The 24831-nt window shown below is 43.3% G+C and carries 25 protein-coding genes and 1 other annotated feature; of the genes, 7 read left to right on the top strand and 18 right to left on the bottom strand.

Annotated elements, in window-relative coordinates:
• Positions 1-88 precede the first annotated feature (88 nt).
• The 4 genes from ACR65F_RS10500 to ACR65F_RS10485 all read left to right on the top strand — a co-directional run bounded on the left by ACR65F_RS10500 (position 89) and on the right by ACR65F_RS10485 (position 2300).
• On the top strand, positions 89-748 hold the full coding sequence (locus tag ACR65F_RS10500; RefSeq protein ID WP_440504398.1) for a phosphatase PAP2 family protein: 660 nt from the start codon (positions 89-91) through the stop codon (positions 746-748).
• Between the two features lie 30 nt (positions 749-778).
• Complete coding sequence (locus ACR65F_RS10495; protein WP_440504397.1) at positions 779-1108, top strand: MGMT family protein; 330 nt, start codon at positions 779-781, stop codon at positions 1106-1108.
• 43 nt (positions 1109-1151) lie between these two features.
• A complete protein-coding gene (mscL, locus tag ACR65F_RS10490; protein WP_440504396.1) occupies positions 1152-1595 on the top strand; it encodes a large conductance mechanosensitive channel protein MscL in 444 nt (147 codons plus the stop codon).
• A gap of 330 nt (positions 1596-1925) precedes the next feature.
• Positions 1926-2300, top strand: a complete 375-nt coding sequence (locus ACR65F_RS10485; RefSeq protein ID WP_440504442.1) for a VOC family protein — start codon at positions 1926-1928, stop codon at positions 2298-2300.
• Positions 2301-2322: 22 nt separating this feature from the next.
• Here the strand turns inward: ACR65F_RS10485 and ACR65F_RS10480 are convergent, their stop codons facing one another.
• From ACR65F_RS10480 to ACR65F_RS10430, 11 genes are all read right to left on the bottom strand, one after another.
• Positions 2323-3273, bottom strand: a complete 951-nt coding sequence (locus tag ACR65F_RS10480) for a hypothetical protein (protein ID WP_039043443.1) — start codon at positions 3271-3273, stop codon at positions 2323-2325.
• A gap of 118 nt (positions 3274-3391) precedes the next feature.
• Entirely contained in the window at positions 3392-3868 is a 477-nt protein-coding gene (locus ACR65F_RS10475) for an acyl-CoA thioesterase (RefSeq protein ID WP_185736833.1), read from the bottom strand.
• Between the two features lie 81 nt (positions 3869-3949).
• Positions 3950-4879, bottom strand: a complete 930-nt coding sequence (locus tag ACR65F_RS10470; protein WP_440504395.1) for a C40 family peptidase — start codon at positions 4877-4879, stop codon at positions 3950-3952.
• A gap of 34 nt (positions 4880-4913) precedes the next feature.
• Positions 4914-5834, bottom strand: coding sequence for a S66 peptidase family protein (locus ACR65F_RS10465; protein WP_039043441.1), 921 nt, complete (start codon positions 5832-5834; stop codon positions 4914-4916).
• A gap of 142 nt (positions 5835-5976) precedes the next feature.
• A complete protein-coding gene (locus ACR65F_RS10460; RefSeq protein WP_440504394.1) occupies positions 5977-6933 on the bottom strand; it encodes a DUF4003 family protein in 957 nt (318 codons plus the stop codon).
• Between the two features lie 99 nt (positions 6934-7032).
• Positions 7033-7815, bottom strand: a complete 783-nt coding sequence (gene trpA, locus ACR65F_RS10455; protein WP_440504393.1) for a tryptophan synthase subunit alpha — start codon at positions 7813-7815, stop codon at positions 7033-7035.
• Complete coding sequence (trpB, locus tag ACR65F_RS10450) at positions 7812-9008, bottom strand: tryptophan synthase subunit beta (protein ID WP_440504392.1); 1197 nt, start codon at positions 9006-9008, stop codon at positions 7812-7814. Before trpB ends, trpA begins: the two co-directional genes overlap by 4 nt.
• 2 nt (positions 9009-9010) lie before the next feature.
• Positions 9011-9628: a phosphoribosylanthranilate isomerase gene (locus tag ACR65F_RS10445; protein WP_440504391.1), complete on the bottom strand. Its 618-nt coding sequence runs from the start codon at positions 9626-9628 to the stop codon at positions 9011-9013.
• Entirely contained in the window at positions 9625-10416 is a 792-nt protein-coding gene (gene trpC, locus ACR65F_RS10440; RefSeq protein ID WP_440504390.1) for an indole-3-glycerol phosphate synthase TrpC, read from the bottom strand. The genes ACR65F_RS10445 and trpC overlap by 4 nt, the downstream gene beginning before the upstream one ends.
• Positions 10413-11444, bottom strand: coding sequence for an anthranilate phosphoribosyltransferase (gene trpD / locus ACR65F_RS10435; protein ID WP_440504389.1), 1032 nt, complete (start codon positions 11442-11444; stop codon positions 10413-10415). Before trpD ends, trpC begins: the two co-directional genes overlap by 4 nt.
• Before the next feature lie 54 nt (positions 11445-11498).
• The gene (locus tag ACR65F_RS10430) at positions 11499-12875 is read right to left on the bottom strand and encodes an anthranilate synthase component I family protein (protein ID WP_440504388.1); all 1377 of its coding nucleotides are present in this window, start codon (positions 12873-12875) and stop codon (positions 11499-11501) included.
• A gap of 75 nt (positions 12876-12950) precedes the next feature.
• Positions 12951-13188: a binding site (T-box leader), on the bottom strand.
• 214 nt (positions 13189-13402) lie between these two features.
• On the opposite strand from ACR65F_RS10430, the gene rluF reads away from it, so the two are divergent.
• Complete coding sequence (gene rluF / locus ACR65F_RS10425) at positions 13403-14107, top strand: 23S rRNA pseudouridine(2604) synthase RluF (protein WP_039043436.1); 705 nt, start codon at positions 13403-13405, stop codon at positions 14105-14107.
• A 43-nt stretch (positions 14108-14150) separates the two neighbouring features.
• Here rluF and ACR65F_RS10420 read toward each other — a convergent pair whose 3' ends face one another.
• The 3 genes from ACR65F_RS10420 to ACR65F_RS10410 form a co-directional block, all read right to left on the bottom strand.
• The gene (locus tag ACR65F_RS10420; RefSeq protein ID WP_039041491.1) at positions 14151-14876 is read right to left on the bottom strand and encodes an amino acid ABC transporter ATP-binding protein; all 726 of its coding nucleotides are present in this window, start codon (positions 14874-14876) and stop codon (positions 14151-14153) included.
• A gap of 14 nt (positions 14877-14890) precedes the next feature.
• Positions 14891-15520 carry an amino acid ABC transporter permease gene (locus tag ACR65F_RS10415; protein ID WP_440504387.1) on the bottom strand — a complete coding sequence of 210 codons (630 nt, stop codon included), beginning with the start codon at positions 15518-15520 and terminating at the stop codon, positions 14891-14893.
• Positions 15521-15595: 75 nt separating this feature from the next.
• Positions 15596-16423: a transporter substrate-binding domain-containing protein gene (locus ACR65F_RS10410; protein ID WP_197054059.1), complete on the bottom strand. Its 828-nt coding sequence runs from the start codon at positions 16421-16423 to the stop codon at positions 15596-15598.
• A 416-nt stretch (positions 16424-16839) separates the two neighbouring features.
• Between ACR65F_RS10410 and mgtE the strand changes: the two genes are divergently transcribed.
• Positions 16840-18222: a magnesium transporter gene (gene mgtE / locus ACR65F_RS10405; protein ID WP_369795165.1), complete on the top strand. Its 1383-nt coding sequence runs from the start codon at positions 16840-16842 to the stop codon at positions 18220-18222.
• A 62-nt stretch (positions 18223-18284) separates the two neighbouring features.
• On the opposite strand, the gene ACR65F_RS10400 is transcribed toward mgtE, so the two are convergent.
• Both ACR65F_RS10400 and scpC read right to left on the bottom strand, forming a co-directional pair.
• Positions 18285-18902 carry an NAD(P)-dependent oxidoreductase gene (locus tag ACR65F_RS10400; protein ID WP_039041485.1) on the bottom strand — a complete coding sequence of 206 codons (618 nt, stop codon included), beginning with the start codon at positions 18900-18902 and terminating at the stop codon, positions 18285-18287.
• On the bottom strand, positions 18899-20419 hold the full coding sequence (scpC, locus tag ACR65F_RS10395; RefSeq protein WP_039041484.1) for a succinyl-CoA:acetate CoA-transferase ScpC: 1521 nt from the start codon (positions 20417-20419) through the stop codon (positions 18899-18901). The genes ACR65F_RS10400 and scpC overlap by 4 nt, the downstream gene beginning before the upstream one ends.
• Positions 20420-20769: 350 nt before the next feature.
• On the opposite strand from scpC, the gene ACR65F_RS10390 reads away from it, so the two are divergent.
• Positions 20770-23187, top strand: a complete 2418-nt coding sequence (locus ACR65F_RS10390; RefSeq protein ID WP_440504386.1) for a sensor domain-containing protein — start codon at positions 20770-20772, stop codon at positions 23185-23187.
• Between the two features lie 32 nt (positions 23188-23219).
• Here ACR65F_RS10390 and ACR65F_RS10385 read toward each other — a convergent pair whose 3' ends face one another.
• Positions 23220-23825: an SAM-dependent methyltransferase gene (locus ACR65F_RS10385; protein ID WP_039041483.1), complete on the bottom strand. Its 606-nt coding sequence runs from the start codon at positions 23823-23825 to the stop codon at positions 23220-23222.
• Between the two features lie 19 nt (positions 23826-23844).
• Positions 23845-24783, bottom strand: coding sequence for a magnesium transporter CorA family protein (locus ACR65F_RS10380; RefSeq protein WP_039041482.1), 939 nt, complete (start codon positions 24781-24783; stop codon positions 23845-23847).
• Positions 24784-24831 lie beyond the last annotated feature (48 nt).

Here is a 24831-nt window from a genome sequence, read left to right as displayed (position 1 = left end):
CTAGAAGTTTAACTATATTGCTTGCAATTCATAATCAGCTTAGTGAAAATTGGTGAGAGTGTACTTAGTATAGAAAGGTTTGAAATCCATGCGTGAATTATCAGGCCGATTGATAACGGCCCTCGTTTCCTGTCTCGTTCTTGCTGTGGTTTTTGGATATGTTGCTTTATCCATTGGAAATGGAAGCATTGTTCAATTTGATACAACAATTATTCATTTCGTTCAAGGTGCAGAAGCCCCTTGGCTAACTGAAGTGATGAAAGTATTTACGACAATCGGCTCAACAAAAGCCGTAATAGCTATCTCCGCGATTACTATGGGTTTATTACTATACTTTCGACAAAAAGCACAAACAATCCTGTTTCTTATCGTGATTGGGGGCACCGCTGCTCTGAACTTTGTGCTGAAGCTATTCTTCCAACGCACACGTCCAGACCTAAATCGGCTAATTGAAATTAGCGGCTACTCTTTCCCTAGTGGACATACGATGATGGCTACAAGTTTATACATCATTCTTGCATTTATTCTATGGAGAAATGCGAGAAAGCCAGGGCGTATTCTGTACGTTATCAGTGCCATTTTCATGATTTCAATGATTTGTATTAGCCGCATATATCTCGGGGTCCATTACCCAAGCGATATTGTTGGTGGAATTTCAGCAAGTACATTTTGGTTACTGATTTCAACAAGTGTCTACTCCATATTCATGAATAACAGACAAGCTAACTCCAACTTATCCGTTCGCTGATCATCATGGTGCACACAAGGAGGACAATCCGTGAATCCATTCACTGAAAAAACGATACAAGCCATTCAATCCATTCCTCCAGGCTACGTCATGACGTACGGACAAGTAGCAGCGGCTGCAGGAAATCGGCGGGGTGCGCGTCAAGTTGTACGCGTGCTCCACTCCATGAGTACAAGTCATAACCTTCCATGGCACCGGATTATCAATGCAAAAGGCGGGATTTCGACTCCGGCTAATGCAGAAGAAAAAGGGAATCGACAGCGCCAGCTATTGGAATCCGAAGGTGTCCATTTTCTTTCTAATGGCACAATCGATTTAGCAATCTATAGATGGTTTGGTTTTGATGGTGACGAGGAATAAGTTAACGTAAGAATGTATTTTTATAAAGAAAGGTGCATCTACTATGTGGAAAGACTTTAAAGAATTTGCGTTCAAAGGGAATATCTTTGACTTAGCTATTGCAGTCGTCATTGGTGCTGCGTTCGGAAAGATTGTTACATCACTTGTCGAAAACATTATTACTCCTTTAATCGGATTAATTTCTGGCGGGATCGATTTATCCAAGGAACAAGCGAAGATCCCGGGGACGGAAACAATCATTACATACGGCGCCTTCATCCAATCCATAATCGATTTCCTAATCATTGCCTTTTCAATCTTCATGGTCATTCGATTACTCGCGAAGTTTAAGAAGAAGGAAGTTGAACAACCTGCAGAAACACCATCCATCGATGCAAAAGAGGAACTGCTGAAAGAGATTCGCGACTTACTACAAGCTCAGCAATCGGCAACAATCGAAACGACAACTGTGGACAGGCACTTACCACCAAGTGATTCCACTGAGTAATATGAAATAGATCTCCCCTACTTTCCTAGGTAAAATGACATTGCTGAAAACCACCTAGCATGGTACAGTAATGGCATGGCATGGTAAAGGAGGGGCTTCTTCATGTGGTTCATTTATATTATGTTTGCGCTGTTTGCGTTTGTTCTAGTTGGAAGTGTTGCAGGAGTAGCGCTATCATACAAAAATCATAACTAATTTCTCCAACCACTTCTTAATTGAAGTGGTTTTTTATATGTAAGCTCAGTCATTGGATAAACCGAATATAAGTCATAGATTATTCCAACTATTCAACTCACATGTGGGACGGTATAGTGAATGAAAGGAGATGTGATGACGATGAAACCCATTTTTAAAGGAATCGACCATATTCAAATTGCAGCACCTCCAGGTTCAGAAGAAAAAGCACGAGCATTTTATGGAAAGCTGCTAGGTATGCTGGAAATTGAGAAGCCTGAAAATTTGAAAGCCCGTGGTGGATGTTGGTTTCAATGTGGCGCACAAGAAGTTCATATTGGCATTCAGCCTGATTTCGTCCCAGCGAAAAAAGCACATCCGGGTTTTACGGTAAATAACCTTACTGTGCTAAAAAGTCAGTTGAAAGATGCAGCTTGCCTAATCAGTGAAGAACCACCAATTGCAGGACGAGCTCGTTTTTTCACCCACGATCCTTTTGGCAATCGTATTGAATTCCTGGAATACGTGTAAATGTTTGCTAATCCACCTGTTTTCATGACAATAGAATACTCTTCTCCTCTGCATCAAGGGAATCGAGTTCAGCCTCTGCCTCCTCCAACTTCCGATTCAGTTGGGCTTGGATAAGTCGAACGTCTTGGAGCACGCCGTTTAACTTGCTCTTTCCTTCTGTAATGCGTGAGTGGACTGCAAAATCCGAAAAGATATTATCAAAAAACAGGTCTGTAAATGTGAAGATATCGTTTTTATTCACTTGGAAAGATGCAGTCGCAGCTTCTTGGACGTCCGATAGTTCTGTTTCATAGTGACGCAATGCTCGCTGAGCTTGATGAACGAGGTCATCGGAACTATTCACTTCCGAGTACTTTAATGCCGAAACGAGTAGCCCACCGCCAAGAAACGTATCCCACATCGACAGACCTTCTGCATTGTTCAATTTGTCAATGGCACGATCAAGTGCTCGTACTGCTTTTTCTCCCGCTTCACGTGCTTCTTTCACCTCGCGGATCATTGCCCGCACCCGGACTCTATCATCAGCAATTTTTTGTAAAGTAGCTTGCGATGCAGAGTCATTCTGTCGAATCCAGAGTTCTTTTTCTTGCAAGAATTCGTCCCAATCTTCTTGAAGATGCACATAATTGGGGCTAAGGGATGCTTCTTTTAACAAAGCCACTTCCTCTGTTAAATCCTCTACATGCTTTTGAGCCTCATTAAAAGAGACTTCTGCTGCCGCAGCTTCTGCAATTTCCTTTTCCATTTGCTGATCCCATGATCCCGTTAGTTCTTTGAGTTTATTTAAAAACGAAAACTTACCAAGTCTCATGACATCCCGCTGCTCTTTTGTTAGTTGCTGTTCCAATCTATTCCTTTCTGAAGTCGCTGATTGCAATCGCTGTTCAGCATCCGTCAGTCTTCTGCTGATCCGATTCGATTCATTTTTTAATAGGGTAAGCGCCATTTGACGCTCTTGCATCGTTTCTTTCATTGTCAAAATCCCCCTTTTCCTATATATACGGTTTCTTTTGGAAGAAGGTTTCATTGTTATTGGGAGTCTTACTAGAAGACACAAAAAAACGACCGCTGGATAATAGCGGTCGCTCTCATTAGTGTGCCATTTGAATTCGTTGTTTACGGTGAAGGCGTCGTGCTGGAGCAGTTTCAAACAATCGTTTTTCGCCTTCGCTCTCTGGAATCACGCTAGGTACAGGTGTTGGGCGATTATCAGGTCCAACCGCCACCATCGTCAAGAATGATTCAGTTGTAAGTTTGCGTTCGTTCGTCAATAAGTTTGATGAATGCACCATAACGAATACTTCCATTGACGTACGACCCGTTGATGTGATATTTGCTTCTAGCTCTAAAACATCTCCAACGACCGCAGATGACAAAAAGTCCACTGAGTCGATGGACGCTGTTACAACTGGCATTTGTGCGTGCTTCATCGCCGTAATTGCTGCAATTTCATCTATATAAGCGAGGACTTTACCACCAAAAATTGTTTCCATATGATTGGCATCTGGAGGAAGTACCAACTTTGTCTGAATTGTTCTCGATTCGCTCATTTTTCGTGATTCGATCATTTCTATCTTCCTTTCCTTGACCGCTGTCGGTTAGTACACATTTATTATACACGTATGCAAATTCCCTCACAGGATTCCTGCCTATTCACTATATCGCCGAACCGTACATAGTCGTTGAGCATAGGTCGTTTCTGAGAGAACACACAATTCTACGGCACCCTTTTTGCTCGAAGTCGCGTGAATCATCTGTCCCTCTCCATAGTAAAATCCAACGTGGTCCACATGACCCGATTGTTCATCCGCAAAAAACAATAGGTCTCCTCGCTTCCACACTTTCGGGTCATCCAGTGGAATTCCTTCCCCTTCAACCGCCTGATCACTCGCATCCCTTGAGATGAACAGCCCACATGCTTTGAACATGTTATATGTCAATCCGGAACAATCATACCCATACGAAGACATACCACCCCAGAAATACGGCAAATCGAGAAATTCCACTGCCCGTTCTGCCGCTGATGCTGCAGAGTGTTTTTTTAAATGATGAACAGACGAAGCCACACAAACGTCTTGCTTCCGCACAAGCCGGTCACCGTCAGGAGTCTCAACGAAAATCCATTCTCCTTCTTCCTTAAGCATTGGTAATATCGTATTGAACGGGACAACTAATTGTGCCGGAGTACGATCCAAATACCAAAGCTGACACTTCGGAACATCAACTCGTATAACTCCTTCGGGATCGGTCAATGGTTCTAATTCCTTCAATTGCGCGAGCGGAACCCATCCCGGATATCCACGATCATCTTTCGTAGTACGCTGCCAAACCGCAATGATGCTAGCCCAGCCGTTTTGGACAGACTCCACAATCACCGGCTCTCCGAAAATGAGCTGACTCTGAATACGCTTCTCTTTGCACAACGCAAAACGCTCTTCTAACGTCATCGCTGCAATCCATCGGTTCATACTTAACGGATTCACTATACCTGCTTCATCCAGTTCTCTACTAGATTCAGGCGTTGTCCAGATTGTCGCGACCGGTACTGCACATGAATACATTGACTTCATCTGCTCCATTGTCATCGATCCCCTTTCCCGTTTGAACTGCTACTCACTCGACGCCTGGTAAAATTGTCAATGTTTTCTGGTCCGCGTCCAGTCGGGCGTTCGAGCCCAGTGGGACTGCAAAATGCGGCTCACAATGTCCAATCTTAAAACCACTCACAACTGGCTTCCCAAGATCCGCTGTATAATGGCGTAATACCTCATCAAGCGTTAAAGAGATTTCCTTTTTCGGTTCAGCTTTTGCAAAGTCTCCAATGACGATACCCGCTGCATCCGAAAACTTGCCGGCAAGTCGTAGCTGGTTCAGCAAGTTATCGACACGGTACGGTTCTTCTCCCACATCTTCAATAAGGAGCAGTTTACCTTTTGTATTAATCTCAAACTTCGTTCCAATACCACTAGCAAGTAATGACAAGTTCCCACCTGTCAATTCACCAGATGCAACACCAGGAGAAAGTGTTTCCAACGGACTAATCGCTTCAGAGTAATGCAATTCCATCGGTTCGAAAAGCTGTCGGAACATTTTTGCGGATAGGTCGTGAAACGTCTCTTTTCCTACACATGAGGCAAGCATCGGTCCGTGAAACGTTATAAGATCCGTATAGTTTGCGATAGCCGTGTGAAGGAAGGTGATATCACTGAACCCCCAAAACACTTTAGGATTTTCTTGAATGAGCTGGTAATCCAGTCGATCTGCGAAGCGCGCAGATCCGTAGCCCCCACCTGCACAAATAATACCCGCAATTTCCGGATCAGCGAACATCTCTTCTAAATCCGCTAGACGGCCTTCATCTGTTCCTGCAAGATATCCATTGACGTCTTTCACATGGTTCCCTAGTTTCCACTTCAATCCCAAACTTTCTAAAAATGCAAACGAACGGGTTAAACTTTCCTGATTGGGCGGACTCGCTGGTGCAACGATGCCAATTGTATCTCCGACCTTCAATCGTTTAGGTGCTATTTTCAACAGGTTTCCTCCTCACAATTTTCGCTATTTCTTTAAGTCTATCACACAATGTGCCGCGTGAAGAATGAGACCGATTTCCACATGAATTGCAAACAAAAAACCCAGTAAACTAAGCTGCTGGGTCTGTTAGCTATGTAGTAAATCATGAGAGTGCTGATGTGGTTGTGGAGGCAATCGTTGCGATGGTTTCAGCCATAATAGCTTGCTGGATAAGAACATTCAATTCTTTTGAAAAACCGTGGACTTTATTATTTTCTATCACTTGCCGCAAAAAATACCCAGAAGCGAATGAAAATGCCAACGTTTTATGCCACTTAAACAACTCTCCTTTAGCGATGAAGTTCGAGAATCCAATCAGCTCTTCAACTAGGTTGTCCTCACATCCAAGAATGGCTAAGAATCCTATGACCGGGTAATGCATCGGTTTTAAATTGACACGCTTACGAATATGGGACAACAGTTGCTCTGCACGAATCACTCTCTCTTTTTTATATGAACAACAATCCATTGTTAATACTTGGGTTAACCATTGGAGCTCATTACCTGACTTAAACCCAACTTTGTTCAATTCGTCAAAATAACGGCGCATGATTGCGGCTTGTTCAACTGGATCGTTGTTTGCTTTGCCTAACAGCATCGCATATGAATAATCCTCGTCTGAAGTCAGTAGAAAATGCTGTTTTTTCATGGCATCATATAACCGCTTCGCTTGTTTGGCTTCAGCTTTGAAGGTTGCGGGATCAGATGTCATCATCATAGCCGCTAAATAGGAATGCACGGTATTTTTAAACCCCGTCTTTCGAACCGTCTGTTGCTTCGTGAACAATAGCTGTACAGCGTCGTCCGCCGATAGCGTGGGACTGTCCAAAAAAGAAGTGAGCATCGGTAAAAAATCCCCTTTGACTGGCGATAACCATCCACTCCTATTTTTTAACGCATCCATCGTGCGTAAAAAACTTTCTGGATTAAAGTCTTTTTGCGAGAGCACATAATACACTGCAATAGTGAGAACTGTTTTTTCATCCACAGACCAACCTGCTAAAGATGTCACTTTCTTATGTGTCCATTCCATTTCTGATTTAACGACTTCCCAAATCATCCCGCATACCTCCCTTCATCATTTATACGATTTCTATAGGAAAAAGTTTCAAGTTCATGCACAATTGACTAAATGTACTTATGCGGTAACTGGGTCATGTCACTGGCTAACCGCTGTTCGACTCGCTTCTATAAGGGATTGTATCTTCTCAAGATTTTCTTCATGAAACGCCGTAACGATTGCACTTCCAACAATCACACCATCCGCAATCGAACTGAAATGACGAACTTGCTCTGGCGTGGAAATTCCAAAACCAGCAAGCACAGGCACATTCGATACACCTTTCAAGACCCTTAAATGATCCATCAAATCTGAAGCAAAGCTACTCCTAACACCTGTAATCCCATTCACCGTCACCGCATAGACAAAGCCTTCTGCTTTCCGTGCAATTTTTTCAATACGCTCTAGAGAACTCGTCAACGATATCAGGGGCACCAGTGCAATATCCTTACCAATGAGTGCATCTGATAGTAATCCACGTTCCTCATGCGGCAAATCTGGGATGATTAATCCTTTAACTCCTGCTCGTTCACAGTCTTCAACAAATTCTGATACCCCATAAGCTAGAACCGGATTTAAATACGTCATGACAACTAGAGGAATCGAATGTAACTGTGCTTGCAATTCACTCATCACTTTCCGTAACGTAACACCTCTTTTTAGTGCCCGACTTCCCGCTTCTTGGATCACTTCTCCATCTGCAACTGGATCAGAAAAGGGTATGCCAATCTCAATTGCATCGGCTCCTGCTTCTTCGAGGAAAGAAATGCGTTCATGGAGCATATCTAGCCCGCCGTCCCCCGCCATCATATAAGGGATGAATGCCGACTGACCTTTTTCATTTCGTTTACGGATGGCTATTGTCAATGTGAATTCTTTCATTGAACGCCACCTCCTAACGCATCGCGCACCGTCTGCACGTCTTTATCTCCTCTTCCTGACAGACAAACGACAAGAATTTCATCAGGATTCATCTCTTTCGCCAAACCGAAGGCAAAGTGGATGGCATGTGCACTTTCAAGCGCTGGAATAATTCCTTCTTTTTGCGCAAGCAACTGTACACCTTCAAGCGCTTCAGCGTCAGTTACAGACGTATAGTGTACCCGACCAATATCATGGAGATGACAATGCTCTGGACCGACTGCAGGGTAATCGAGTCCCGCAGAAATCGAATGCGCTTCTTGGATGGACCCATCTTCATCTTGCAACACGTACATATATGCCCCGTGCAACACACCTTCTTTCGCTTCAGCAATGGCAGCTGCATGCTGTCCAGTCGAAATCCCTCCGCCCGCTGCTTCTACGCCATACAAAGCGACGTTCTCATCTTCTACAAATGGATGAAACATCCCAATCGCATTACTTCCACCGCCGATACAGGCAACCACTGCATCAGGAAGTCGCCCTTCTTTCTCTACAATCTGACGCTTCGTCTCTTGGCCGATTACTTGCTGGAAATCCCTCACGATTTTAGGGAATGGATGTGGTCCAAGTGCAGAACCGAGAATATAATGCGTGTCTTCCACATGTGCAACCCAGTATCGTAATGCCTCATTAACTGCATCTTTCAGCGTACCAGCGCCTTTGTCGACCGACTCGACTCGCGTACCAAGTAGCTCCATACGGAATACATTTAATTCCTGACGACGGATATCTTCTTTCCCCATGAAGACTACACATTCCAACCCGAGTAATGCGCAAGCTGTAGCAGTTGCTACGCCGTGCTGACCTGCTCCCGTCTCCGCCACAATTTTACGTTTCCCCATACGCTTCGCAAGTAATGCTTGGCCGAGTGCGTTGTTGATCTTATGAGCACCTGTATGGTTCAAGTCTTCACGCTTTAAGTAAATTCTCGCACCGCCTGCAGCTTCTGTAAGACGTTCAGCGAAATATAATGGATTTTCTCTTCCCACGAAATCTTTCAAATAACCATTCAGTTGTTCAATAAACTCTTGGTCTGCAAGTGCAGAATCATGCGCTTCCTCCAGTTCCGATAACGCACCCATCAATGTCTCAGGGACGTACTGCCCGCCAAATCTTCCATACCTTCCTTTACCCTCTACTGTCTGAATCATGCTCATCTCTCCTCATTTTTCAGCTTAACCGTTTTGATGAATTCTCGGATTAGCTGCTCGTCTTTTCTCTTCTCAATCTCAACACCACTCGAAATATCCACCATTACCGGGTTTACTTGCCGAATCGCTTCACCTACATTTTTAGCATTTAAGCCTCCCGCTAATATGAATGGACGCTCCTGAAATCCTGTTTCCTTCAGGATATCCCAGTTGAAAGTTTTTCCGCTGCCCCCTTTAAATTCAAGACCTGGCGCGTCAAATAATGGTGTTGCGTTATAGGCAGACGCCCTCTTGGCATCGTCCGAATCTTTAATTGAAAATGCTTTAAAGGCAGGCAGACCGACTTTTCCGATGAATTCAGGGGTTTCCTCTCCATGGTATTGCACAATGTCTAGTGGAACTGTTTCATAGATTTCTTGAATCTCAGTCTGAGTTGCATTGACAAACACGCCTACTTTCAGCACGGATTGTGGGATATGAACTGCCAGTTCTGCAGCCTGGTCTGCGGTCACTTGTCTGCGCGACGGGGCGAAAACAAAACCAATGGCATCAGCTCCTGCATCCACTGCCGCTCGCACATGCCGCGCTTCCGTGAGTCCGCATATCTTCACCTTTGTCATTGGCCACTCACCTCAAGATCCACTTGAAGGGAGCGAATTGCCTGATCAGGTGACTTACTTCTCATAATCGTTTCACCGACCAACACAGCTCTTGCACCCGCTTTAGACACGCATTGTGCATCAGCTATCCCTCCGATTCCACTTTCACTAATGAGAACTTTACCTGATTCAAATGGGAAAACCGAAGCGATTTCCTCAGTCTTCTCAAGGTCAACTTGAAATGTCCGTAAATCTCTATTATTTACTCCAACCAGCTGTGCACCTGCTTCTAAAGCACGATTTAACTCGACAGAATCATGAACTTCGACCAACACTTCCAATCCAAGTGAGGTTGCATAGACATGCAGTGCTTTCAACTCCGCATCGGGCAACGCTGCAACAATTAGCAATATAACGGATGCCCCTGCAGCTAACGCACAATCGATTTGAATGGGATGAATGATGAAATCTTTACAAAGCACCGGGATATGAACCGCTTCCGCCACCAACTTCAAATCTTCAAATGACCCTTTAAAAAATGGCGTATCCGTCAAAACAGAAACACATGCTGCGCCTGATTGTTCGTATATCCGAGCTTGTTGGACAGGGTTTACGGTTTCTTGAATAACTCCTTTCGATGGCGATGCCCGTTTTATTTCCGCAATCACTTGCAACTGGTTCGAGTTTTTTATGGTATCCAGTAATGAGGGACGCGCTACGATTGTTTGAGTCGGTCGAACATTTGGTTCTGCTAACATTCGGGAAACTTCTTGTTCCTTCTTGCGCAAAATATCATCCAGAATGGTCATAACACCACCACCCTATCAGAGCACTGTGCACAAAAGGCAGCCACTTCTTCTAATTTTTGTTTGGCTCTTCCTGTAAGAATGCTATCTTCAGCAAGTCGAACTCCCTCTTGAACAGTTCTAACGATACCTTCTGTAAATAATCCAATGCCTGCGTTGAGGGCAACTGTATCAAACTGCGGTCCACGCTGCCCCTCCATAATTGAACGAATTATCGCAGCATTACACGTTGCATCGCCACCCCGGATTGCTTCCAGACCAGCTGGCTGCAGCCCGACATCTTCGGCTGTTAACGTAAACGGAATCAGGTCACCGCGATCTGCAAGAACGAGTGTATTTCTGCCTGCAAGCGTTGCTTCGTCAGGACCTCCTGCACCCGCGACAACTACAGCCCGCTTCCTGCCTAGCATATTTAGAACAGAGGCATACTCCATAACGAATTCTTTCCGATTAATGCCCGTGTATTGTGCATGAAGTGGAATGGGGTTTGTCAAAGGACCGACTAGGTTAAAGATTGTCGGACTGCCAATTTGTTTGCGTATCGCTCCAATCCGTTTCATCTTCGGATGCACGTTCGGTGCGAACAAGAATGCAATGCCACACTGCTCCATCATGGCAGTTGTTTCCATTAGGGTGAGATCATTTCTCACCCCTAGTTCTTCAAGCACATCATGGCTTCCAGCAGCACTCGAAATCTTCCGGTTGCCGTGTTTTGCAACGCGGACTCCGGATGCTGCCATGACGAACGCTGATGCAGTACTGATATTGAAACTGTTTGAACCGTCTCCTCCTGTTCCGCAGTTATCCATATATGAACCTCTAGGAAATTCTGGGCGAATTGCATTGACAGACATGACAGAAGCTAATGCCGCCACTTCATCTGCAGTTTCTCCCTTTTGTGCGAGAGATTTAAGAAAAGTGGCAATCTCCTTCTCATCTGTACCGTCATTCAACAACAAACCTGCAGCACCTTCCATCTCCTGAAACGTAAGATTACGCTTTGCTTGAACGGCTTGTATGTAGCTCTTCATAACTAATCTCTCCTCTTCTCTACTGTTCTCGTCTCTTTTTTCGTCTTTACTATTCTAGTGTTTTTCCTGTATTAGACTTGTTAGCGATTTGGCTTTATTGACTGTCTCCATGAATTCCGAATGTGGATTGGATGCTTCAACAATTCCGGCGCCTGACTGGACACTTACAACGCCGTCTTTCACGACCATTGTACGGATTGTAAGGGCAAAATCGATATTACCGTTCAAGCCGATATATCCGATTGCCCCGCCGTAGATTCCTCTTGGTTCTGGCTCTAGTTCATCAATCATCGTCATCGCTACAGGCTTCGGACTGCCAGTGACTGTTCCCGCTGGCAAACTCGTTTTAAGAGCATCTAACGCGTGCAATCCGGGTGCAAGTTCTCCAGCCACTTCTGATACAAGGTGCATCACATGTTCATATCTAACGGTTTCTTGATACGCCGTTACTTCAACACTTTCAGGATCACAGAACTGCTTCATTTCACTTTGACTCAGTTCAACTAGCATGTCATGTTCCGATAACTCTTTTGGATCTGCACGCAGCGCTTGTTCCAGCTTCTCATCTTCTGCCATAGTAATCCCCCGCTTACGCGTTCCTGCAATCGGATTCGTTTGTACACGCCCTTCTTGGACACGTACTAGACTTTCAGGAGATGCACCAATAACAAGGTGATCATCAAATTCCATATAATACATATAAGGTGATGGATTCCGTTCACGCAGTAGTCGATACAGCTGGAAAGGATCTCCTTCAATATCGGCTACTAATTTACGTGATAGGACGACTTGCTCTGCTTTTCCTTGCCGTATGTCATCGATTATGTGTTGGACATTCGCTTCAAATTCTTGTTGGGATACATTGCTTCGATATTCGGATACCTTCACATCTGTTTCAACATCTGCAACACCCGTTCCAAGCGTTGCAACAAGTTCATCCAAATCAGGTGCCTGATGGGTAGGATGAATTTCTGTATGCAACAATGTCACTTCCTCTATCTGGTGGTCATATATGACGATTGTGTCGTAAATATTAAAGGTTGCACTCGGGAAATCTGGGTTTGCTCCGTACATCTCTGTTCTGCCCGCATCGTACCCGAAATAGCCTACAGCCCCGCCAGTAAACGGGAAGTCACTATCGTCCGTCACCCTCGGCATAAGCCGCTTCAGTAGTGTGAACAACTCTCCTTCATGAACAAACGAAGAGCCGTCCATGTAATTGGTTTCTTCTACACCATCACGATGTCCTTTGTACGCTTTCAAAGGATTAGCGCCTATGAAGGAATAACGGCCATTTTTCGTATGGCCTGAAGAACTTTCCAACAAAAATTTATGTGTACCTTGCATTCTTTGAAAAAGCAAAGTAGGTGTTAAAGTTTCTCCATTAAACCGTTTAGCGGTTACTCGTAATCCCATTTTCTCAATTGTCATTCGATTCTCTCCCATCTCATATAAGTTCTCGAAAACGACAAAAAGCCCCCTGCATCCAGACAGTTAAGTCCGATTGCAGAGGACGGAAAAATCCGCGTTGCCACCTCAATTGGAATACAGACGTATCCCCACTTCGTGTGCTTTAATCAGCACTTCCCATAACGCGGGAATGGCGTCCTTGAAAAACCTGTAACAGTTTTTCATTAGGCTCTCATAAGTCCATTCACACCATAAGACAGGTCGGTTTCCACCATCCACCGACTCTCTGGATCTGCCTAACGCGGTGCTACTCTTCTTATTTCAATGATTTCTCAGCTATGCTCTTCTCGTCTCATCTCTGCTCTCCGTGGGCGGTGTCGCTCCCGACACCAACTACCCATCTGAAAGGTGTAACCAATCTTACAACCTATCATTCCTCATGTCAATCATTATCTTTTCTGACAACTACATTTTATTTTAGAAGCTTTGATTGGCAGCTGAAAAGGAGCTACAATAAGAAAAACGGTAATCAGACAAGGTGGGACCTCATGCGTATTAACAAATTTCTAAGTGAAGCAGGAATTACTTCACGGCGCGGTGCTGACAAATGGATAGAAGCAGGACGTGTCGTCATTAATGGGACAACCGCAGAACTTGGCAGTAAAGTCGAAGACGGTGATCTCGTTGAAGTAGATGGTAAACCGGTATCTGTTGAAGAACAACTCGTCTATCTGATGTTGAACAAGCCTGTCGGAATCACAAGTACAACGGAACATCATGTCCATGGAAATGTCGTCGATTTTGTAAATCATCCCTTGCGCATCTTCCATATCGGCCGGTTAGATAAAGATTCAGACGGCTTGCTACTACTTACGAATGACGGCGACATTGTGAATGAAATCTTGCGTGAAGAACACGGTCACGAAAAAGAGTATATCGTAACAGTGGATCGTCCGATTACAGATCAATTCATTCGTGAGATGGAACAAGGAGTACCCATTCTCGATACAGTAACCAAGCCTTGTAAAGTCCGGAAACTCGGATCTCGGAAGTTCAACATTACGCTAACGCAAGGGTTGAATCGCCAAATTCGCCGCATGTGTACGGCACTTGGCTATAATGTCGTCAGTTTGCGTAGAATGCGTATTATGAACCTGACACTCGGAAATCTGCCAGTTGGTCAGTGGCGTGATTTAACAGACTCGGAGCGAAATGGCCTTTTCAAGGAACTGAACTATACGCCTAAACGATGAAAAACCTCTATCCCGTACAGTCGGGATAGAGGTTTTTACTTCACTAAACGTTTACCATTTCTAAGAATTGTCGAGTTCGTTCATTTGAGGAGTGGTTGAAGAATGTGTCAGGGTCTGCGTCTTCGATGATGATTCCTTCGTTCAGCATAATGACGCGGTCTGCAACTTCTTTGGCGAACTTCATCTCATGGGTAACGACAACCATCGTCATTCCTTCGTCTGCCAAGTCTTTCATTACTTGCAGGACTTCCCCTACCAACTCAGGGTCAAGTGCAGACGTTGGCTCGTCAAACAGCAATGCTTTCGGTTCCATTGCGAGTGCGCGGGCAATCGCAACACGCTGTTTTTGACCACCTGACAACTTATTTGGATAGACATCTGCCTTATCGGACAAACCCACTTTTTCCAGAATTTCAAGAGCTGTTGTTTTAGCAGTAGACTTGGCTACCTTTTTGACCATGATTGGCGCTTCCATCACATTTTCAAGCACCGTCTTATGAGGGAATAAGTTGAAATGCTGAAATACCATCCCCACTTCAGCCCGGACTTTTGAAAGATCGTCTTTTTTCTGATTCACTCGTTTTCCGTCAATCGTAATGACGCCTTCATTGGTCAATTCCAAGAAATTCAGGCACCGAAGGAATGTACTTTTCCCCGATCCACTAACACCGACGAGAACAACAACTTCTCCTGGATGCACTTCCATATCAATTCCTTTTAACACTTCAAGTTTTCCAAATGACTTATGGACGTTTTCTGCTTTGATCATCGTATCTGCCCCCATTATTTATCCACATCCAATTTGTTCTCATACCACTTCAGTAACGCAGTGAAAATCAGAACGAGAATAAGATAGTAAAGACCGACTACGAGAAACGTTTCAAATTGCTTGAAGTTAGATGCTGCAACACGATTGGCAACACCGAACAATTCAGATACACCGATTACGTAAACTAACGAAGAGTCTTTCAATGTAATGATGAACTGGTTGCCTAGTGGCGGTATTGCGCGTCGCAATGCTTGTGGAAATACAATACGTCTCATTGTCTGAGAACTATTCATCCCTAACGCAAGACTCGCTTCTCGCTGACCTCGGTCAATCCCTTGAATCGATCCTCGGAAGATTTCCGCAATATAGGCTCCATTATGGATACCTAGAGCAATTGCACCCGCCCAGAAGTTTTCCAGTATGATAATCGAAGTGATCCCGAAGTAGAGGAACATGATTTGTACGATTAATGGAGTTCCTCGAATCAGGGTAATATATAAGTTTGCGATGGTCTGTAATATTTTGGAGTTGGAAATCTTCATGAGTGCGAAGATAATTCCAAGAACTGTTCCTATCACGACTGCAATCGCTGTAATTTCGATGGTCAAAAGACCTGCTTCTAGGAAGCCTTTGTAGGTTTGCATGAATACCTCATAAAAGGTTACAAATAACTCAGGCACCGGCACACCAGCTTTCCATTAAATAGGTGATTAGTTCAATCATTCTAATAACTCAACACCTTCTAAATCGATGTCAAGAAGGTCGCGACCGAACCACTTATCTGAAATCTCTTTGTACGTTCCATCATCAATAAGTGCTTGAAGTGCTTCATCCAATGCTTTTGTCAATTCAGGATTTTCCTTATTTACAGCAATCGATGGCTGTTCTACCCACATCGGTTTTCCGACTTCCTTCACTTCAAATCCATTATCGATTGCTTCATACCCAACAATATCAGCAGTGATAACAGCATCTAGACGACCTTTTACTGTCAAATCTTTAAGCGCTACTACGTCACTACTATAGTACTGGACGTTATCGGATAATTCTTTTGCAGGCGCTTCATACGTGGATTGCGCAACGACACCAATTTTCTTACCCTCAAGATCATCTGGACCTTTGACTTCGTCATTATCTTTTGCAACAAAGATCATTCCACCAGAATAGTAGTAAGGCTCAGTGAAATCTGCTTGTTCTGCACGTTCCTTTGTGTATGCCATCGAACCGATAATTGCATCAAACTTCTTACCAACTAATCCCTGTAAGATCGTTTCAAATGGATTTGTTACTGGATTCGGTTCAAGGTCCATCTTTTCAGCAAGCGCATTTCCAATTTCAATATCAAAACCTGTTAGTTCTCCGTCTTCCTCAAAACTAAACGGTTTGTATACACCACTTGCTGCAAATGTGAATTTCCCTTTTTTAACTAAATCGTAGCTGGTATCCCCAGATTCACCAGCATTTCCAGACGATTTGTCATCATCATCTTTACCACAGGCTGCAAGCAGTAGAACCGATGCAGCAAGCATCAATAACATCATCTTCAATTTTCCCATTCTATGAAACTCCCCTTTTGTATTAGCCTATTGGCTATTTTTTGTGCTCTCTATTGCACTTTCCCTAGTAGAATTCATTTAAACATGAAAATTACAAAAACAGTAATGAAACTGTAATATTAGTTTTAATTTCGTAGCTTCTCTCCTTTCCTCCCCTTGTTAAATAGTTATAAATTAAATACGGTGGAGATGGTTTCCTAGTACCGCTTATTCACAATGCATGATCCTCTCCTTTGAAAGTGTAGGTTGTTCTATTAAAACACAAATTGACTGATAAATGAATATTTATTCTGAAACTTGAATAAACAACTGTTTAGATAATAGCTTAATTGTTTCCTTTTCATCTAGAACGGGCATAAGCATTATTAAGTCTGAATGATAGAATGAGCAAATATGAGGTGATTGGCGTGGCGTTGTTACATAAAGAAAAAAAGAAAGAGACTTTAGACAAAGTACAGCTGGAGAGAGCCATAATTCGGGTGCTTAACGAAGGAAAGAAAGATACGTTTCACGAAATCATCAATGCATTAGAAAAGTACGAGATTGCCTCCCAATATAAGGAGCTTCCTAGGAAACGAAAAACATTATTTTTGGAATGGCTCTCTATTCAAGAACTAACCGAATTGCTGCGCTATCTTAGTAAAGATGAACAACTCTCTGTACTAGAAAGGATTGGACCAGATCGTTCTACTGAAATTTTACATAAGATGCAAAATAACGATTTAGCTTTTTTATTAACAGGGCTTTCTAAAGGAAAAATTGATGATTTAATTGCTAAAATGCGGCGCGAAGAATTGGAGTCCATTCTCCATATTATGGATTATCCTCCTAAAACGGCCGGCCGCGTCATGACTAACCGTTACATACCTATCTCTCCGCAACTCTCTGTTACCGATGCTGAGCAAAAACTTAAAAAGTTCGAAAACCTAGCTCACTTTATCAATTACTTATATGTAGTGGATGAAGACCAGCGACTGATCGGGGTGGTCACCTTTAGAGATTTACTGCTTGCAGATGATGATCAGCGCATAGCTGACATTATGAGGACAGAGCCCATCCAAGTCGATGTGCTCACTAAACAGGAAGACGTTGCCAAACTGATTGGAAGATACGATTTCGATGCTATCCCTGTCACAACAGGTGATCATGTACTAGTCGGAACCATCTCTGGTGATCAAGTGCTGGACATCGTCGTCCGTGAAGCAGACGAAGACATTGAAATGCTGCTAGCCTCAGGTAAGTCCATCGACTTCCGGACGAAACCCTTAGTTGCCGCTCGTCGCAGACTGCCATGGCTGATTTTGCTTTTATTCATAGGACTGGTGTCTGGCAGTATCATTTCGAAGTTTGAAGACACATTGAATGCAGTTGTCGCCCTCGCCTTTTTCATGCCTATGATTGCTGGAATGACGGGTAACACGGGTACGCAGTCGTTAGCTGTTGTCGTACGTGGATTGGCATCTGAAGAAATGACATGGAAAAAAACACTTAAGTTAGTGATGCGGGAAATTGTTGTAGGAGTTGTCATAGGGATCACATGCGGCTTGCTCATTGCAATCATCGCATTCTTTTGGCAAGGAAGTATGGTACTTGGTTTTGTTGTCGGTGTTTCCCTTCTTTCGACACTCATTATCGGGACCATCGCCGGAACGATAATCCCATTACTCCTTAATAGGTTCAATGTCGATCCAGCCGTCGCTTCTGGTCCTCTTATTACCACATTAAACGATATATTATCGTTACTTATTTACTTCGGCATCGCAACGATGTTCCTTTCACAATTGAGTTAATGGCAAAAGCCCGCACATCCCTTTGTTTATGGGATGTGTGGGCTTTTGGCCGTATAAAAACCTTAGTATGCAATTCCTACTCTAGCATGAAGATGATTGCACGCAACCAACTCATTCTCAGCAAAGTGTGCGGTGTCTCCGGAAGAAATTTGTTTCCCCTCCACGGGCAACCAGTTGTCTAACGTCCGGTAGGTTCCTGTAATTTCTCCATCCGGTAAATAGGTTGGGCAAACGATGGTCCAGTCCAAGTCGGATGCTGACAGCGATCGATACGCAGCATGATGCTCCTCTGCAGCTGTTGTCAGTTTTCGATTGGAATCTCCCGCTTCATAACGAAGTCGTTCAGGGTCCATCCGGCTTTGCAAAATGCCAGCTGTACCAATCGTTAGAATCCTCTTTATATGTTCATTTCTCATAGCCTCGATTATGTGAGGAGTCGCTTCGCTCAAAGTCGTTGTTTTATCTGTTCCAAGCGCACTCACCACCGCCTCACTTCCGAGGATAGTCGTCGCAATAGCAGCTTGGTCCTTGGCATCTCCTTGAATGACGGTCAGGCTAGGATGAACTGGCAACTTCTCAGGATTTCGGGCCAGGGCTGTTACGTGATGTCCACTATCAAGCAATCGCTGCAATAAGATAGAACCTACACGACCAGTGCCACCGAACAGTGAAATTCTCATGATTGCGTCACTTCTTCTTTCGACTCGCGCATAGTTCCTGTTTCCGCTAAACGAATGTGCCAGCTTAACGCTTTCTCAAGAATATGAGGGGTATGTCCACCACGAAGTGCTGCTTCTTCATAGTATGCCCATAATTCCTGGCGATACGAAGGGTGTGCGCATCGGTTAATGATCAACTCCACCCGTTCTTTTGGCGCAAGTCCCCGTAAATCTGCGTATCCTTGTTCAGTGACTAGGATGTCCACGTCGTGCTCCGTATGATCGACATGGGAAACGAATGGTACACAACTTGAAATCGCGCCCTTTTTCGCAAGAGACTTGGTCACAAAAATAGCCAAACGGGCATTACGAGCAAAATCTCCTGACCCGCCAATCCCATTCATCATTTTAGTCCCTGTAACATGCGTGGAATTAACGTTGCCATATATATCGAATTCGAGTGCTGTGTTAATGGAAATCGTACCAAGTCTGCGAATAAGTTCTGGATGATTCGAAATTTCTTGTGGACGCATAACAATTTTCTCTTTATAAAAAGGTAGGTTATTTCTTAAAATGTCCATGCGTTCTTCAGTTACAGTAATCGATGTGCATGATGCTGATTTCACTTTTCCCGCATCAATGAGTTCAAACACAGAGTCCTGTAGTACTTCAGAATAGACTTCTAAATTTTCAAATTCGGAATCTAACAAACCATGAAGAACCGCATTTGCTTGCGACCCAATTCCTGATTGCAAAGGGGCTAATTCTTTCGTCAACCTGCCTGCAGCAATCTCAGATCGTAAAAACTGAAGCAAATGTCCAGCCATCACTTCCGTCTCTTCATCTGGTTCGTCGATTGTCGAGAACGAATCATATTCTTCCGTCAACACAATTCCGATTATTTTATCCGGATCAACAGGTATTCCATAAGTTCCAATCCGCTCATCTGGATGAGTCAAAGGAATCGGCTCACGATCACCTAACACACCTGGATCGTAAATATCGTGCACGCCTTCCCACTCTTCAGAATGGGCAACGTTGATCTCTACTATTATGGACTTCGCATGTTCTGCAAAAATCAAAGAATTCCCAATAGAAGTCGAAGGAATAATCGATCCATCCTCCGCAATTGCAACCGCTTCCAGAACAGCAATATCTACTTGCGGTAACACACCACCCCGGATCAGTTCAGACGTATTAGACAAATGATGATCGACAAATAACAAATCCCCATTATTAATACCTTTACGCATCGTAGCATCTGCCTGAAACGGCAGCCGCTTATTTACAATTCCCGCTTCTGTAAAGAGTTTATCGATATCATGTCCTAGCGAAGCCCCTGTAAATACATTTACTTTGAAAGACTCCGTTTGAGCTCGCTTTACGAGTGCTTCCGGAATTGCTTTTGCGTCACCTGCACGTGTAAAACCACTTAAGCCAAGTGTCATTCCGTCCTGAATCCAAGATGCAGCCTCTTCTGCCGATACCACTTTCTGTTTTAATGATTCCCGTCTAATTCTGTCCAACTGTCCATCCATTTCCGACAGCTCCTTAATGTAATAGTCTAAGATGATTTCTGATCTTTCTGTGTAAATAGTTTTATGTAAGCCGATATAATCCTTGCATATCTGTTCATCTTACATGATACCTTCGCCACCAATTCACTGCAACCTGTCTAAAGATGTGTCTAAAAAACGAGAACTATTTGTATATTCCAATGTAACAGATAAGTTTATCTCTAAATGGCTAGAAGGTCTAAAGGTGCAGTGTTATAATCGAATCATAAGTACTAGGCACTTTTACTCAATTATTAACATATAGCTAATATTAAAAAACCATTAACCGTCCTAAGTGAATTTCACCTAGTACAAGAAAGGATTCCGTGACTATGGTGTTAACAGATGCTCAAAATATACCTTCACTAACACGACTTCTCGATGAAAAATTCTGTGTGTCCATAACAGATACGAACGGTAAGATTACGTATGTCAACAAACATTTCTGCGAACTGACTCAATTTAATCCAGAAGAGCTGATTGGGAACACGTATCAGGTACTCTCTCCGAGTCATGATCCTCAAATGGTATTTGAGGAGATGAACCTTACCAATGATGAAGAGCCCGTTAAGCATCTGATCGTTAAGGGTCTTGCAAAGGACTTAACTCCTTATTGGGTCCGAGCTACAGTAGTACCTGTCATCAGCGAAGACCAAGTGGCAACCCACTATATTTCCATTGATTCGGACATTACGGAAGAGCGCCTGACTTCCCAAAAATATGATGAAACATTAAAAGTGTTACATAATTTACAGTCTGCACTGGATCATGCCTCTGTCATTGCTGTTACTGATGCTGTGGGTGTCATCAAGTATGTAAACCCTAAATTTTGTGAACTCTCCAAGTACGCAGAAGAAGAGTTGTTAGGAAAGACACACCGAATCATTAATTCAGACTATCACCCTAAAGAATTTTTCAGAAATATGTGGGAAACGATTCAAGGTGGTGAAGTTTGGCGTGGTGAAGTAAAAAATAGAGCTAAGGATGGTTCCTTTTACTGGATGAACACAACCATCGTTCCTTTTTCAAATGATAACGGAAAACCCTATGAATATATCTCCATTCGAACTGACATTACTGCACGGATCGAGGCAGAGAAAGCGCTGGAATCTGCATTGAAGAATGATTTTCGGACGACTGTTAAGAACTTGCAAAATGCAATTTTCAAATATGAAGCAGATGAAAATGGACGTATTTTCATCACTTTATTGGAAGGTCAGATTTGTGAAAAACTAGGTCTGACGAGCAATCTGATAAATACCCGGGGAGAATCAAATCCTTTCAGTCGTCTAGAGCTTCAACAACTACGACCATTTGCATACGCAGCCCTTAATGGGGAGCCCTGTCAATTCGAACTCGATTATTTAGACCACAGTTTTATTATTTATTTGTCTCCCGTACAGGAAGATGGAGCGGTAATCGAAGTCGTAGGAACGTGTGTCGAGATTACCGAGCGGAAAAAGGCAGAAAAACTTGTTGAACATATGGCATTTTATGACGCCTTGACCGGCCTTCCTAATCGCAGACTATTTAAGTCTCAGGTCAACGAAGCCATCAAAGTGGCTGATACCTTTTCCATTCTATATTTAGATTTGGATCGTTTCAAAAACATTAACGATTCCCTAGGTCACTTCATTGGCGATGAGGTGCTGAAAGCAGTTGCCGAACGACTTACCCTTTGTCTTGGACCGAATGACTTAGCCTGTCGTCTCGCTGGCGATGAATTTGTCCTTATGATAAGAGAGACTGATAAGGACTTAGTAAACGAGATCTCGCTTCGTATCATTGAAGAGATTTCGAATTCCTATACATTTAAATCGATTGAAGTGTACATCACTCCAAGCATAGGAATTAGTCGTTTTCCGTTTGACGGTGAAGATTATGACACTCTACTGCGAAATGCAGATACAGCATTATTTCTTGCAAAGGATCAAGGAAAGAGCACTCACCGTTTCTTTACTCAAGAATTGAATAATGACATGATCGAGAAAACATTGCTTGAAATGGATTTACGTCAAGCAATCAGTCGAAATGAAATGGAACTCCATTATCAACCCCAATACGATATGAAAACGGGAACCATGACGGGGGTTGAAGCGTTAGCGCGATGGAATCACTCCCAGAAAGGGTTAATCTCCCCTGGACAATTCATCCCTATTGCAGAAGAAAGCGGCCTAATTCTACCTATTGGATTATGGGTGTTGGAAACTGCATGTGCTCAAGCCAAGCAGTGGCAAGATCGGGGATTTCCAAACATCCGAATGAGTGTGAACGTTTCAATTCGTCAGTTCAAACAACCAACTTTCATCAACAATGTTCTCAGAGTTCTAAAGAAGACTGGATTGGATCCTACCTATTTAAACATTGAAATCACTGAAAGCATGACAACGGATGTGGACTACTCACAAAAGATTTTGCAGCGACTGCATACCGAGGGAATCCACGTCAGTATTGATGATTTTGGGACAGGGTATTCATCTTTAAGTTATTTAAGTAAATTTCCGATTACGCATTTAAAGATTGATCAAATCTTCTTGCAAGATCTCAGCAGTAGCAACACTGCGATTATTAAAACCATTATTGAACTTGCAAAAAATCTAAGCATCGATGTCATCGCAGAAGGTGTTGAAACAGATGAGCAAGCCACATTTTTAAGTACGCTTCGCTGTGATGAGGTTCAAGGATTTCTCTATTCCCGACCTTTACCGAAGCTTGAAATTGAGGAACTTCTACAAAAGGTCACTGCTTAAAAAGCCAGCCCAATATGCGGGCTGGCTTTACTTCATTCATATCGATAAATCAATATACGTTCATCCTCATTGTCAATTGACAGCATTGGGATGGGGATTTCTTCAATTCGTTCAAAAGGAGTTTGTTCTTCCAAAAAGTACACGAAGGCAGTCGTGGGGTAATAAAGGATGATATCTACCTGTCGCTCATAACGGTCAACAGAGTCTAACACATTGCGAATGACTGTCTGGAAAACCTCCACTGAAAAAGGGTTGAAAAAGTAGAAGACATTTTGTCTAGCTTGAATCTGATACGTTTCTGCAGTAGTTTGTTCAAATTCAATAGAGCCGCGAAACCGTTTCTGTGAAGCTCGAAAATCTGCGAGATTGACAAACGCTTCTTGTAACAAACGTCCATTCAAGTCGACGCCTGTGACAATGCTTCCAAAACGATACGCGCTATAGATAGGGACCCTTCCTTTGCCGCACCCGAAATCCACGAGATGATCCGTGGAACGTAGCGGATAGATTTCAAATAACGCTTCCAATACGCTGTACGGCGTCGCTTCATAGCGGTTATAATGCGCTGAACTTTGTAAGATTTCAATTGTGCCTTCCGTACGAATACGAAGGATTTTGTCCATTTCTTGATCGGTCATTCCTCACCCTCCTTTTCTTTCACTTGAACATGGACCGATTCGATTTGGTTTTCAAAATTTCTCCCATCCAGCCTTTCTTTTTCAAATAGAAATAAAGACCGAATGTAGTGGACAGAATGACGGTGAGTGCAAAGGCATAACCGTGTGCCCACTCAAACTCCGGAATCGACTTGAAGTTCATTCCCCAGATCGCCCCGAAAACTGCAGCCGGGGTAAAGATTGTCGTAATCACTGTGAGCGTTTTAATGATTTCGTTTCCTCGCTGATTGGATACAAGACTCTCCATGTCTGTTAGAGCCTCCACTTCTTGGCTGTACTCTCTTATCAGCATCTTGATTCGTTTTATTCTCGTGCATAGCCGCTTATACTCAAGTGTTCCAAGTTGTTTTTCTTCAAAAGTCTCTTCAATCGTCATTTGAACTTCGACTAATGGAATGACTAGGTTATTCCAAATAATCAATTCATGCCTGCTTTGTGCAATACGTTCTAGTAAAGCCATATTATTATTTTCTTTGATTTCCCAAATCATCTCTCTTAGACGATATTCAAACTGATCAATTTGCTCAAGAAATTTGTGCAGAACCGCATTTAGAAGGACGACAAATGCCTGAACTGCATTTTCCGAACCCTCCAGTTTTGATTCCATTTCTTCACGCGCTTCTTTCGGGAACAGGTCCTGATTTAACTGTGACGTCAACAACGTATCTTTCGTGAGAAAAAATGAAAAAGTCTTATTTTCATCTTTACTGTGCATGCTTTGTTCGTACGTAAGTCTCCCCCAAAGTGCCTCCTCATCCCGAACGGCCGTTGAGTTACCGATGACATCTTGTTTGTTCTTTTCAAGGGTTTCAAGCCACTTACTACTCATATGGGATTGATGGGAAAGTTCTGCCTTCAAATCGGTTTTCTGCTCGACTTCAATCCATTCCCAGTTATCATGCTTGAAAGAAAAATACACACCGATTCCTCTCTTTCATATGGTTCTTTTCTCTAGTTTACCTGTTCT

The sequence above is a fragment of the Sporosarcina sp. SAFN-010 genome, from assembly GCF_059415065.1.
This window is presented reverse-complemented; position numbering and strand designations above follow the sequence as displayed.